The organism is Aeromonas sp. JL9, assembly GCF_024436075.1.
In the GTDB taxonomy this organism is placed as follows: domain Bacteria; phylum Pseudomonadota; class Gammaproteobacteria; order Enterobacterales; family Aeromonadaceae; genus Aeromonas; species Aeromonas veronii.
Genome location: NZ_JANFNV010000002.1, coordinates 212,077 through 225,161, shown reverse-complemented (window position 1 = coordinate 225,161; position 13,085 = coordinate 212,077). Strand labels below are relative to the sequence as shown.

The 13,085-nt window shown below is 59.3% G+C and carries 14 protein-coding genes; 7 read left to right on the top strand and 7 right to left on the bottom strand.

Features of this window, described 5'->3' with window-relative positions; translation table 11 throughout:
* Positions 1-3 precede the first annotated feature (3 nt).
* The gene (locus NOM06_RS03040) at positions 4-498 is read right to left on the bottom strand and encodes a RimK/LysX family protein (RefSeq protein ID WP_255909877.1); all 495 of its coding nucleotides are present in this window, start codon (positions 496-498) and stop codon (positions 4-6) included.
* 381 nt (positions 499-879) lie between these two features.
* On the opposite strand from NOM06_RS03040, the gene NOM06_RS03035 reads away from it, so the two are divergent.
* The 5 genes from NOM06_RS03035 (at position 880) to NOM06_RS03015 (ending at position 5,838) form a co-directional block, all read left to right on the top strand.
* Complete coding sequence (locus NOM06_RS03035; protein ID WP_005348017.1) at positions 880-1,923, top strand: GMP reductase; 1,044 nt, start codon at positions 880-882, stop codon at positions 1,921-1,923.
* A 95-nt stretch (positions 1,924-2,018) separates the two neighbouring features.
* Positions 2,019-3,227, top strand: coding sequence for an elongation factor P maturation arginine rhamnosyltransferase EarP (earP, locus tag NOM06_RS03030; RefSeq protein WP_255909875.1), 1,209 nt, complete (start codon positions 2,019-2,021; stop codon positions 3,225-3,227).
* Positions 3,228-3,272: 45 nt separating this feature from the next.
* The gene (gene efp, locus NOM06_RS03025; protein ID WP_005335100.1) at positions 3,273-3,839 is read left to right on the top strand and encodes an elongation factor P; all 567 of its coding nucleotides are present in this window, start codon (positions 3,273-3,275) and stop codon (positions 3,837-3,839) included.
* Between the two features lie 134 nt (positions 3,840-3,973).
* Complete coding sequence (locus NOM06_RS03020) at positions 3,974-4,738, top strand: DUF3530 family protein (RefSeq protein WP_255909873.1); 765 nt, start codon at positions 3,974-3,976, stop codon at positions 4,736-4,738.
* Between the two features lie 143 nt (positions 4,739-4,881).
* Positions 4,882-5,838, top strand: coding sequence for a D-2-hydroxyacid dehydrogenase (locus NOM06_RS03015; protein ID WP_255909867.1), 957 nt, complete (start codon positions 4,882-4,884; stop codon positions 5,836-5,838).
* A gap of 80 nt (positions 5,839-5,918) precedes the next feature.
* Here NOM06_RS03015 and NOM06_RS03010 read toward each other — a convergent pair whose 3' ends face one another.
* Positions 5,919-6,401, bottom strand: coding sequence for a YMGG-like glycine zipper-containing protein (locus NOM06_RS03010; protein WP_255909865.1), 483 nt, complete (start codon positions 6,399-6,401; stop codon positions 5,919-5,921).
* A gap of 247 nt (positions 6,402-6,648) precedes the next feature.
* The gene (locus NOM06_RS03005) at positions 6,649-8,199 is read right to left on the bottom strand and encodes a sensor domain-containing diguanylate cyclase (protein WP_255909863.1); all 1,551 of its coding nucleotides are present in this window, start codon (positions 8,197-8,199) and stop codon (positions 6,649-6,651) included.
* Between the two features lie 248 nt (positions 8,200-8,447).
* On the opposite strand from NOM06_RS03005, the gene NOM06_RS03000 reads away from it, so the two are divergent.
* The gene (locus tag NOM06_RS03000; protein WP_255909861.1) at positions 8,448-9,050 is read left to right on the top strand and encodes a nitroreductase family protein; all 603 of its coding nucleotides are present in this window, start codon (positions 8,448-8,450) and stop codon (positions 9,048-9,050) included.
* Positions 9,051-9,164: 114 nt separating this feature from the next.
* Here the strand turns inward: NOM06_RS03000 and NOM06_RS02995 are convergent, their stop codons facing one another.
* Together NOM06_RS02995 and NOM06_RS02990 are read right to left on the bottom strand one after the other, a co-directional pair.
* Positions 9,165-9,815: an HAD-IA family hydrolase gene (locus NOM06_RS02995; protein WP_255909855.1), complete on the bottom strand. Its 651-nt coding sequence runs from the start codon at positions 9,813-9,815 to the stop codon at positions 9,165-9,167.
* Positions 9,816-9,847: 32 nt separating this feature from the next.
* Positions 9,848-10,093 (bottom strand): hypothetical protein, encoded by a 246-nt coding sequence (locus tag NOM06_RS02990; RefSeq protein WP_199427331.1) that lies wholly within the window; start codon positions 10,091-10,093, stop codon positions 9,848-9,850.
* A gap of 115 nt (positions 10,094-10,208) precedes the next feature.
* Here NOM06_RS02990 and NOM06_RS02985 point away from each other — a divergent pair, with 115 nt between their 5' ends.
* Positions 10,209-11,117 (top strand): LysR family transcriptional regulator, encoded by a 909-nt coding sequence (locus NOM06_RS02985; RefSeq protein WP_255909853.1) that lies wholly within the window; start codon positions 10,209-10,211, stop codon positions 11,115-11,117.
* A 94-nt stretch (positions 11,118-11,211) separates the two neighbouring features.
* Here NOM06_RS02985 and NOM06_RS02980 read toward each other — a convergent pair whose 3' ends face one another.
* The gene (locus NOM06_RS02980; protein WP_255909852.1) at positions 11,212-12,150 is read right to left on the bottom strand and encodes a GGDEF domain-containing protein; all 939 of its coding nucleotides are present in this window, start codon (positions 12,148-12,150) and stop codon (positions 11,212-11,214) included.
* A 199-nt stretch (positions 12,151-12,349) separates the two neighbouring features.
* Positions 12,350-13,030 (bottom strand): excalibur calcium-binding domain-containing protein, encoded by a 681-nt coding sequence (locus tag NOM06_RS02975; protein WP_255909933.1) that lies wholly within the window; start codon positions 13,028-13,030, stop codon positions 12,350-12,352.
* Between the last annotated feature and the right edge of the window lie 55 nt (positions 13,031-13,085).

The window sequence follows — 13,085 nt, the reverse complement described above, 5'->3', positions numbered from 1 at the left end:
CTATCAATGACAATTTGGCTGCACGGTAAAGGTTCGACCGGCATCCACCGGGCCAAGATCCGCCAGCAGACGGCGTCCCAGCAGCACCGGATAGATCATCTTGCTGCGATCCCGCAGGGTGAACCACTCCTCATACACCTTGTCCCCCAGACAGATGGACATGGTCACCGTTGGTCGATGCTCCATACCGCCCGCCCCGCGCACCGTCACGCTGCGCTCGACCCGCCGCTCGAACTGCTGCTTGACCAGTTTGCCGCTGTCGGCATCGGTCACCACCAGCATGAAGCGCACCCAGGGCTTGCCATCCCGTTTGAATCTGGTGATGGCGCGTGCATCGAGGGAAGAGGTGAGCGCCCCGGTGTCGAGTTTCATCTTCACCGCCACGCCGGTGGGCAAAATAAGTCCCTTCTCGATCCAGCCATAGCTGGTCGGGGTCTCTGCCAGCGCACTGCCACACAGTGCCAGCATCAGGGTGATCCCCACCATCATCTTGCCCATTTTACTGCCCTGCCTTGTCAATCCTGCGCCCAGATCTACCACAGTCGCCTCGGGGGTCAATCCGATTTATTTCAGTGAGTTGGATAATGCCGGGCGGATCAGGAAAGAGACGACAAGGGGTGGCCGAACGACGGCCCAAACGGGCGGGAATATCGAAGGAGAGCAAGGCACCGAACGGTGCTGGATGAAGCTTGTGGCCAACCTCAGGTTGTGACGCCAAAGGCTACCACAACAATGCGCGAATTATCAGTCTTGTTCTGAAGGGATTTTTGCCTACACTGTTGTAAACCGGAGGGCCTGAAAACCACCGGTTTTTTTGCGCCTGCCGAAAATTTGCCACTGCAAAAGTGACTTTCAACAAGGCTCAATAAGGAATTTGTAATGCGTATCGAAGAAGACTTGAAGCTCGGTTTCAAGGATGTCCTGTTCCGCCCCAAGCGCTCTACTCTCAAGAGCCGTTCCCAAGTAAGCCTGACCCGTCAGTTCACCTTCAAACACACTCAGACCCAATGGCAAGGCGTACCCGTTATCGCCGCCAACATGGATACCGTCGGCAGCTTTGCCATGGCGCGCACGCTGGCCGGTTTCGAGATGATGACCGCGGTACACAAGCACTACAGCCTTGAGCAGTGGCAAGCTTTCGTCAACGAGACTGATCCGGCGCTGCTGGGCCATGTGATGGTCTCCACCGGCACCTCGGCTGAAGATTTCGCCAAGACCCGCCAGATCCTCGCCATGTCAGAAGCGCTGCGTTTCATCTGTGTCGACGTGGCCAACGGCTACTCCGAACACTTCGTCGAGTTCGTACGCAAGATTCGTGAAGCCTGCCCCAACCACGTCATTCTGGCGGGCAACGTGGTCACCGGCGAGATGGTCGAAGAGCTGATCCTCTCCGGCGCCGACATCGTCAAGGTCGGCATCGGCCCGGGCTCGGTCTGCACCACTCGCGTCAAGACCGGCGTCGGCTATCCGCAACTCTCCGCCATCATCGAGTGTGCCGATGCGGCCCACGGCCTCGGCGGCCAGATCGTCGGTGACGGCGGCTGCACCTGCCCGGGCGACGTCGCCAAAGCCTTCGGCGGCGGCGCCGACTTCGTGATGCTGGGCGGCATGCTGGCAGCCCACGAAGAGTGCGGTGGCGAGATCGTCGATGTAGACGGCGAACCCTTCATGAAGTTCTACGGCATGAGCTCCTCCAGCGCCATGGACAAGCACGCTGGTGGCGTCGCCGAATACCGCGCCTCCGAGGGTAAAACCGTGCTGCTGCCCTACCGCGGCCCGGTCGAGAATGCCGTGCGCGACATTCTGGGCGGCGTGCGCTCCACCTGTACCTACGTCGGTGCCAGCCAGCTGAAAGAGCTGACCAAGCGCACTACCTTTATTCGGGTACGCGAACAAGAGAACAACGTCTACGGCAAGGAGTAACCTGCCGCAGAGACCGTCACGCGCTGACGGTTAGAAGCCAGCCAACCGGTGTGCTACCCTGCGCACCGGTTTTTTTGCATCCGGGATCCCGAGCCATGACAACTCCCCTGCCCCCGTTTGACTGGGACATCTTCTGCTGCGTCGTCGACAACTTCGGCGACATCGGTGTCACCTGGCGACTTGCACGCCAGCTAAAACGGGAGGGGAATATTGCGGCATATGGCGATGAAATCCAGGTGCGGCTCTGGGTGGACGATCTGGCAAGTTTCGCCCGCATCTGCCCCGGGCTCGACCCGGCGCAGGATGGTCAGTGGATCGATGGCATCTATATCCAGCACTGGCATGAGCCCCTGCCGACCGACATGACACCGGCCAGGGTAGTGATCGAAGCCTTTGCCTGCGAACTGCCCGCCCCCTTCATTGCACAAATGGCCGAACTGATGGCGCGCCAACCCAGCCCCCCATGCTGGATCAATCTGGAGTACCTCTCGGCGGAGAGCTGGGTCGAGGATTGCCACGGCCTCGCCTCGCCCCAGCGAGTTGGCAACCAGAGCCTCAACAAATACTTCTTCTTCCCGGGCTTTACCGCTAAAACCGGCGGCCTTTTGTGCGAGCACGACCTGATCGCCGAACGGGAGCTGTGGCAGCAAGATGATGCGGGACTGGCAGCCTACTGGGCAAGCCTCGGTTTGCCGCCCAGACAAGAGCACGAGCTGCGGGTCAGCCTCTTTACCTACGAGAGCGATGCGCTGCAAAGCCTGGTCGAGAGCTGGTGCCAGAGCGCCACGCCCGTCACCCTGCTGCTGCCGCTGGGGCGCTCTCTCAACGATGTGCTCACCGGTGCCGGTCTGACTGATGCCATCCCTGCAGCCAAAGCGGGGGATCTGCTCCACTCGGGCAACCTCACCATCAAGCTGCTGCCGATGACCGATCAGGCTGGTTACGATCGATTGCTGTGGAGCTGCGATCTCAATCTGGTGCGCGGGGAGGACTCCTTCGTGCGGGCCCAGTGGGCAGTTCGTCCTTTCCTCTGGCATATCTACCAACAGGAGGAGGAGGCCCATCTGGTCAAGCTGGAGCAGTTCCTCGACCACTATCTTGCTGATCTGCCTGCCGATTGCGCCCAATGGCTGCGCCGCTTCAATCTGGCTCTCAACCGTGGTGAAGATTGCCGCGCACTCTGGGCCCAATGGCCGCAATACAGCGCGATTTGGCAGCAACATGGGCGACTCTGGTCACAGAAGCTGCTCCGGGATGGGGATCTCGTCACGAGGTTGGTGAAATTTCTGGAAAGCCGTATATAATCTGGCAGTTTTTATCCGTCCGTTTCACGAACAGGAATTTTTTACATGAAAACCGCTCAGGAAATCCGCGCTGGTAACGTAGTCATGATCGGCACCGAGCCGATGGTGGTCCAGAAGGCTGAATTCAACAAATCCGGCCGTAACTCCGCCGTGGTCAAAATGAAGCTGAAAGGCCTGCTGAACGGCAGCGCCACCGAGACTGTCTTCAAGGCCGACGACAAGCTGGACGTTGTTCAGCTGGAGCGTAAAGAGTGCACCTACTCCTACTTCTCCGACCCCCTGTATGTCTTTATGGACACCGAGTACAACCAGTACGACGTAGAGAAAGACAACCTGGGTGACGTGCTGAACTACCTGGTAGACGGTATGGAAGATCTGTGTGAAGTGACTTTCTACAACGAGAAAGCCATCTCCGTAGAACTGCCGACCACCATCGTGCGCGAAGTTGAGTACACCGAACCGGCTGCCCGTGGCGACACCTCCGGTAAAGTGACCAAGCCTGCCCGTCTGAAAGGCACTACCTACGAGCTGGCTGTTGCCGCTTTCGTAGAGATCGGTGACAAGATCGAAATCGATACCCGCACCGGTGAATTCAAGCGTCGCGTCAACTAATTGACCGCTTTGAATTGATTACAAAAAAGCGAGCCAACGGCTCGCTTTTTTATTGCCTGTTCGCAGCTGTAACGCCAACCTCCTTCAGAAAATCCCACCGCCGCCGCTAACCCAGATAACCGGGGGAGCACACTATGGCCAGATTATCCTTATCACTGCTGTTATTGACCTTGCTGGCTGGCCATGTCGCGCAGGCGAGCGACGTTGCACCGCCCATCGCGGAGCCACTCCCCCTCGACCACTGGCAAGCCAGCGACTGGAAAGGGTTACCCGATGCCACCCAGATCGACAAGCAGACGGTGCTGTTCGCCAAACACGACAGTGAAAACTATCTGGGGCTCGCCATTTTACTGCCCGACTGGCAGCGCAGCGGCCAGCTCTGGCAACTGACTCGCGCCCTCAGCCGACTGGGCTTTGATACCCTGCTGCTGCTGCCCTCCCCCCAACAGACCGAACTGGACCCAGCCGCCGAGAAAAAAGCGAAAAACAGCGATGAGTTTCGCAAGCAGTTTGCCGAGCGGATCAGCAAGCTGGCGGATGCCAAGCTGCAGGAGGGGGGCTTCAAGCTGATCCTGGCGCAAGGTACCGGCGCCGCCTGGACTGCCAACCTTATCGCCAGCGAACAGTTGCCCGCCCCCGACGCGCTGGTGCTGCTCGATGGCTTCTTCCCCAATCAGCAGAGCAACCAGACCCTGGCCAAACAGGTGGCTCAGGCGGCCATCCCCACCCTGGACCTCTATCAGGAGGATGGCGGTCGCTGGCCCCTGCTGGCGGCCGAAGCACGCCAGACCGAGAGCCGACGCAGCCACAAGCTCAACTATCGTCCTTACGCCCTGATGGAACTGGGCGAAACCCCCACCCGCATTCAGGGCTGGCTCAACCATCTGGGCTGGCTCTAAACCGGCCGCTAGCGTGGCGCAATAAAGCGCGCAAGCTCACATCTGCCGGATAAAGCCCAGCCATGACACAGCGGCAGGCTGGCCCTGACCGCATCCTCTTTGGCATCATGGCCTCTCGAACCTGAACAATGGCAGGAAGGCTCATGCAGCAAATCGTATTTCTCGACAGCGATACCCTGGATGCGGGCATCACCCTGCATCACCCCGACTTCCCCCACCACTGGCAGAGCTATCCAAGTACTACCCCGGAACAGGTGGTGGAACGGCTCAAAGATGCCAGCATCGCCATCATCAACAAGGTACGGATCGGCGCCGCCGAGCTGGCCCAGCTACCGGAGCTGAAACTCATCGCCCTCGCCGCCACCGGCAGCGACAACGTGGATCTGGAAGCGTGCCGCGCCGCCAACGTCGGGGTGTGCAACATTCGCAACTACTCGGGCCCCTCGGTGCCGGAGCACGCCATGGCGCTGATGCTGGCCCTGTCGCGCAACCTCTTCTGCTGGCGCCAGTCGCTGCTGGAGGGGCGCTGGCAACAGAGCGGCCAGTTCTGCTTCTTCGACCACAACATCATGGATCTGCACGGCAAGCAGCTCGGCATCATCGGCAAAGGGACGCTCGGACAGGCGCTTGGCGAGCGGGCCAAAGGAATGGGGATGACGATACGCTACGCCCAGAGCCAGGTCGGCGCCAGTCACGACGAGGATCGCCTGCCCCTCGACGAGTTGCTGCAAAGCTCGGACGTCATCAGCCTGCACTGCCCGCTCACCCCCTACACCCGCAACCTGATTGGCGAGCGGGAGCTGGGATTGATGAAACCGGGCGCCCTGCTGATCAACGTCGGCCGTGGCGGACTGGTGGATGAGGAGGCGCTGCTGCAAGCACTGGCCAACGGCCGCCTCGGTGGTGCCGGTTTCGATGTGGCGAGCGTCGAACCCCCGCCCCCCGACCATCCCTTGATGAAGGCGCTGCAATACCCCCACTTCATTCTGACCCCCCATGTGGCCTGGGCCAGCGAGGAGTCGATGCAGCGTCTCGCCGATCAACTGATCGACAACATCAACGCCTTTGCCGCCGGTCGCCGCCAGCACCGGCTGGTGTGACTGCACGATCGAGTCACCACACAATGCACAACGGGGCCAACAGGCCCCGTTTTGCATCTTCCGCACTCACTGCACGCACATCAATCGTCGTCGTGCCATCTGTGCTTTTTATGCTTTTTGTACTTCTTGTGGTGCTTGTGATGGTGATGATCGTCGTCATCATCGTAATAGCGATCCTGACTCTGGTGGCCATCGCCAGTCTTGGCACCGATGGCCGAGCCGCTCGCCCCGCCAACGCCAGCGCCGATCAGCTGGCCGGTATCACCACCGACACTCTTGCCGATGGCGGCACCACCCAGCGCCCCCACCGCGCCGCCAAGGGCCGCTTCATTCTTGTTGCCCTTGTTGGCCGTCGCAGCCCCACCGGCAGCACCGCCCAATGCAGCTCCCACCAGCGCACCGGTATCGCCACCCAGCTCCTTGCCGATCATGGTGCCCGCCACACCACCTGCGCCGCCACCGAGAATGGTGTTGAGGGTTTCCGAACCGTGGGCCGCCGTGCTGCCCAGCAATAACGCCCCCAGCAGAGCCAGAGCGCCGATGCCACGCGTATTCATCTCCATGGGTACTCCTGTCAAACCTGATTAATATTCAGCGGCACTATACAAAGTGCCACGGGGTTCGCCAGCCAGCAGAGATGAGGGATGCGACAGTCAATGGCCGCAAGGTCGCAGTCCAAAATGGAAAAGTAAAATCAAGCGATTGAATTTAAAGATTAAAATCACCAAAAAGCCAAACCATTACGGCAAGGAGACCCACAATCTGGTTGTCGTGTCCCGGCACAGACCCGCCGCGCTGGGACAAAAGCTGTCAGTCAGCAGCCTCATCCACCAGATGCCAGCAGTCTCGGCCAGCCTCCTTGCTGCGGTAGAGAGCAGCATCAGCCCGCTCGAAGATAGGGCCGGCAGCAGGAGAATGGCAGGCTCCACCAGCACTCAGGGTGATCGGCCCACGGTGTTCACGCCACTCTTGCTGACGCACCAGTTCAAGCAGACAACCGAGTTTCTCCGCCAACTCATCCTGTGGCTGTTGCAGCAGAGCGGCAAATTCATCCCCACCTATCCGGTAAACCGTACTCACCCCCAGCACATCAGCAAGACAGTTGGCCACCCGACACAGCACCTGATCGCCGAAGGCATGGCCCTGGCTGTCGTTGATCCCCTTGAAGTGATCGACATCAAACAGCAGCAGCCAGAAGCACTCCCCCCTCAGCTCCAGCGCGCTCTTGTGCTGCTCGAAGGCTCGCCGGTTCATGATACCGGTCAGAGGGTCCCGCAACAGCGCATCCTGCCCCTTGAGGAAGCTGGCCCTGACCTGATCGATCTCGTTCAGGCTGCGTCGCACAAACCAGGTATTGGCCTTGGTGATGGGGGGAGAACTCTCCAGATTGCGCACGATACCGGTCAGTGAACCCGACACCAGCGCCTGCTCCTGGCGGAAGATCCGCACCAGCAGACTCAGCGTGCAACACCAGATGGCAAACAGGGAGAGCAATGGCAAAACCACCATCTGCAGCGCCTCATAGAGGCTGTTGCGAAACAGCACGGGCGGCAGATAGATATTGAGATCCCAGCCAATATCCGCCAGCTCGCGTTTGATATAAGTCCCATGCCACAGTACATCCAGACCGAGCCACTGCTGGCCCTGATGCTGCTCGATGGGGTGATCTGCCAGCAGATCCATATTGCTACCCACCACCAGCTGGCCGCTGTCGCGCAAGGTCAGATAGAGTGCGGCCTGATTACTACCGACCGTGCGCTGCAACGCCTGCTGCAGCGAGTCGAATGACATGTCGACCATCAGCAGCCCCAGCAGTTGCCCCTGATCGTCCCGCACCCGTTTGATCAGGCTGAGTATCAGATCCTGAGTCTGGTATTCAGGGTAGGGGCCCAACCAGACGGGCTCGTCGCCCGGCATGGCGGTCACCGGATACCAGGGTCGCAGCGCCGCCTGATAACCGGGGGGCGCTAGCCACTCCGGGTAACTGTCGATGCGATCCGTTTTCAGGTTGTAAAAGTAGATGTAATGGTTGCCGGGCTTGATCTGATGGGCAATAGCCCAGATGGGGGAGTCGGCAGACTCGCCGCGAGCGATCTTATCCTTATCGAGGGAATCCTCCAGCACTGCCAGTTGCCGCTCATTGACCTTCACCATCTCGTGGATCAGGGACGCTTCAACGGAGGATGCCATGTGGCCGAAACCGGATACCGTCATGTCGATATCCCTCAGATAGCTGGCAATGGCCATGATGATCGTCACGATCAGGATCAGCAAGCCAAGCAGTGCGGAGAGGGGGGCCAGTACATAGTAGCGCTTGTTAAGATACGAGCGGCTCACATCACATCCGAACCAAGAACACATAAGGGGATTGTGGGAGAGAAAGGAGAGTGAATCATTGATTAATATCACTTTCGCGCCCCTTAAATGACATTTCCAACATTAATAAAACGTCAAGGTTCGCAAACGAATATCAACTAACAGGAAAAAAGCAAGTTACCCCGGGTTAACCCCGCTCTGCATTACGGGTGTTATAGTCTATACCTGATTCGGCTGACGCTGGACAAACCGTCCATCACCGGCTGCAACGCCAAGCAGAACAAGGAGATGTTATGAGCAGTCCGTTTATCGAACAGATCAAAGCACGTCGTACCATCTATGCCCTGGGCGACCAGGTGTCCCACACGCCGGAGCAGCTGACGACCCTGATCCAGGATGCCATCAAGCACAGCCCCTCCTCCTTCAACTCCCAGAGCTCCCGTGCCGTCATCCTGTTTGGCGCCCAGCACCACAAGCTGTGGGATATCGTCAAAGCCGAGCTGAAAAAGATTGTGCCGCCGGAGGCCTATGCCCAAAGTGAGGCCAAGGTGGATGGCAGCTTCCGCGCAGGCTTCGGTACCGTGCTGTTCTTCGAAGACACCGACGTCATCAAGGATCTGCAGCAAAAATTCGCCCTCTATGCCGGCAACTTCCCCATCTGGTCGGAACATGCCACCGGCATCGCCCAGTTTGCGGTCTGGACGACACTGGCGCAGGAGAAGGTCGGTGCCTCCCTGCAGCACTACAACCCGCTGATCGACGAGGCGGTACGCAAGGAGTGGAACCTGCCCGCCAGCTGGCTGCTGCGCGCCCAGATGCCCTTTGGCAGCATCAAGCAACCGGCCGGTGACAAGACTTTTATCGACGACGCTACCCGTTTCCGCGTTTTCAAATAACCGTTAAGAAAACAAAACGCCCCCGCATCTCGGGGGCGTTTTTATTGCGGCATACAGTGTTGATGGCGATGGTTCATACCGCAATCTGCGGTCGTCACGCACTCACTCCACCGCTCAGGCGGGCAGCGTCACCAGCAGGGACTCGCCTTCCCCCAACTCAACCTTAACCTCGCGCCAGTCGCGGATCACCGCCACCACAGCCGGATTGAGCGGCGCATCGCCCCCTACCTGCACCACAGTGCAACCTGCACGCAGGGCACTCTCGATACCGGCTGGGGCATCCTCGAACACCAAGCAACGAGCGGGCGAGACGCCAAGCCGTTCAGCCCCCAGCAGATAGGGCTCGGGATCGGGTTTGCCATTGACCACCTCTTCGGCCCCCACCAGCACGCTGGGCAGCGGCAAACCGGCACAATTCAGGCGGTGACGGGCAACCTGCTCACTGGCGGAGGTCACGATGGCCCAAAGCTCTGGCGACAAGCGGCCCAGCAACTCGCCAGCCCCTGCGATGGCATCGCCGCCGGTATGCAGCATCTCCAGCTCGTCGAGCCGCGCCGCCTCCCGCTCCACATCCAGCTGCGGGGCAAGCGCCCGGATCACCTCACGTGAGCGCATACCGTGGCACATAGCCAGCACCGGCTCGGGGGCCAGCTGATGATGCTGACACCAGAGCCGCCACACCTTCTCCACATCACCGGTCGAGCAGACCAGGGTGCCATCCATATCGAGCAGCAGGGCGGATACCGACAGGGTGATCGTGTTCATGCCAGCACTCATACAGGCATTCATACAGGCACTCATACAGACACCCCGGCCAGCTCGGGCAGAAAGCCAGAGAGCGCATCGGCAAAGGCCTGCTGCTGGGCGGCACGCTCATAACAGGCCAGCGCCTGCTCGGCACTGCCAGCCCACACTTGCAAGGGGCCGACCACAAACCCCTGTTGCAACAGGCTGGCGAGCAGCTCCCCTGTCTCCGGGGCCACCAATGGCTGGGCCAGCACCAGCGAGCCCTTGATCAAAAAGAGATAGCGTTGGGTAGACATGATATGGCTCCTTGTTCCGGTTCAGAGGAGGGCGATCCCCCCTTGCCGAGCCATTAGAACAAGGCGATTAGATAATTTATAATCAATAAATCGCCACTTTGGATAACCAATTGGAATGAAATTCGACTTGAGGCAACTGCAGGCGTTTGTGACGCTGGCCGATACCGCCAACTACCGGGAAGCGGCCAGCCGCCTCTTTATCACCCAACCGGCCCTAACCAAGCAGATCCAGGGGCTGGAGCAGACGCTGGGCTGCACCCTGTTCAAACGGGGCCGCCACGGCGCCGAGCTGACAGCGCTCGGTGCCCAGCTACTCACTCAGGCGAGTGCGCTGGTCGAGCACGGTCGGGAGTTCGAAAGCCATGCGCTGGCGGTGGCAAGCGGCGTGGCCGGTCGGCTCAAGATTGGGTTTGGCCTGTCGAGTTTCGCACTGGCCCCTGCGCTGGTGGCACGCTTCAAACAACAGGTCACGGACGTGATGGTCCATCTGCAGGATATGCCCTCCGCCATCCAGCAGGAGCAGCTGCTCTCCGGCCAGTTACAACTTGGCTTTATGCGCAGACCTCAGACGCCGCAGTTGCAGGAGCACAGACTGCTGATCGACCGGCTGGTGCTGGCGGTGCCGACCCGGATGACCGAGCCAGACCCGGCCACATTCGACGTCCAGCAGGCACTGACCAGTCAACCCCTGTTGCAGATGGTGGGCCACCGCTGCCCCGGGCTCAGCCAGCAGATCGCCGGTTTTCTCGGCACCAATAGGCTGACCGGCATGGTCCAGGAGGCCGAGGATATCCAGACGCTGGTGGCATTGGTCGCGGCGGGCATCGGCAATGCCATCCTGCCGCGCAGCGTCAGCTTTATCGCAGGGCCCGATGTCACCCTCTATCCTCTCTCTGGTCCCAGCTCCGAGTGGGAGGTCAGCATGGTATGGAATCCGGACTTTGCCGACCCCATCCGGGATCACTTCGTCAGGCAGGTGATCGCCAACTATCCCCTGCCGGTGTCAGCCACGCCAGAACGCTGAAACCAACGCTCGCTGGTGGCTAACACCGTGACCAGTCAAAAAACAGTGCGCCCCTATCAAGGGGGCGCATGCAGGACAAAAGCGGCAATGCGGCTCAACAGCTGGCGCAGTGACTACGGTTTTTACCCGACCCCTTGGCGCAATAAAGCGCCGCATCGGCCGCGGCCAGCAACGCCCCTTCTCCTTCCAGCAGTTGCTCTGCTGTGTAGGTGGCAATGCCAATGCTGGCGCTAAGCTGAATATTATTTGCCACCACAATGTCGAGATCGTTGATGGCCTGGCGGATCTCCTCTCCAATCCGCTGGGCCGCATCTCGATCGGTATTGCCGAGGATCAGGGCAAACTCGTCACCACCAAAACGGCAGGGCAGATCCGCCGGACGCTGGCAAAAGGATTGCAGAAGATGGCCCACCAGCTGGAGGGAGCCATCCCCCATCTGATGACCAAGATGGTCATTGCACGCCTTGAAGTTATCCAGATCCAGCATGATGAGGGAGAGCGGGGTATGTTCACGCATGCTGCGCCGCCACTCGTTATGCAAAAAGCTGTTGAACAGCCGCCGATTGGCCAGTCCGGTCAGGGGATCATGTTGGGAGAGGCTGGCAACTTCCAGCTCCAGCAGCTTGCGCTCGGTGATATTGATATGGGCGATGGAAAAATACTCGGCATCAAGACCGGGTACCGGCGCTACTCGCATCATAAACCAGCGCTGGGTGTTGGGGCTGTGGCAGGGGTATTCCAGATAGAACTTCTCCTGCTGATGACGGATAACCCGAAGGATCCCCTCCACGGCAGCCAATCCAGAGGGCTCGGTTTCAGCGTCACAAGCCCCCATATAATTGACCCCAATCCAGTTATATCCCTTGGGCATGCCGTTTTGCTCGGCAAACAGATCCCAGGCGAGATTGGTGTAATGGATCACGCCATCCCGATCTATCACCGATATCTGGTCTTCCAGCGAATCCAGCAGCGCAGCCAGATAATGAGCCCGCTCGGAGAAGTGACTCCGCGGCCTCTGTATATCATCCACCATGATGGCCATCCTGTGGCAAAAGTGGCATACCGCCATCTATTAACAATTAAGTCAGCAGATAGAGTAAAGCACCCAATTTCCACTTGGCCAACTGAGACCAAATTTCACCATCGCACATCATCCGGCAAGGTTTCAGGCCAGTTTCCCTGTTCCGGATAACAAGAGCACATCATGATCATATGTATCTGATAAGTCACATTTAATGACCACACCACTGATTTTCACAGGGGATGCCATCGCCCTCTCCGTCCATTTTGGTGTTCGGGCAATGTTGCAAAAACCAGGTTGCCTCCTCGCAGGAAGTCATCTGGGAGCAATGCTGCCGACCATCACACTGACGAATAAAGGTCGTTGCCTGTGGCGTGCTGACCTCCTCCTTATTGAAAGAGGAGACCGGCAATGGCGCCATCGACTCGGCCGAGAAACGGGAATAGATGGAAAAGAGGCCGACGAGCACCAGCAGGGGGATCAGTTTGCCACTCCAGCTGCTCTTGCGACGTCGATAGGGGTTACTTCTCTCTCTGGTCGAGGTGGGTCGTGGCGGCTGACTTGCCGCCCGAAACGATGGCGCCGCTGATGATGCGGTCGATCTTGCTGCTGATGATTCGGCCGAGGGCACGGCATCCGCCAACGTGAGCGGGCGATCGGGGAAAAAGACTTGCAACGCCCTCGGTTTGCCATCCTGGCCACTGCCGATCAGATAGGTGACACGCTCCCCCGGCTCTGGCACCCGGCCATCTGATTGCAGCGCCGTAACATGCACAAACAGCCCTGCACTGCGTGATCCATTGATTGTCTGCTCGGCGCCATTTTGCTCCGGCGTAATAAATCCAAAGCCGCGCGCCTCGTTCCAGCTCGCGATCCATCCCTGATAACGCATCTGTCCATCCTTGTTGTTATCCATGTGAGCACTATTTTGCCCAACAATCATGTTG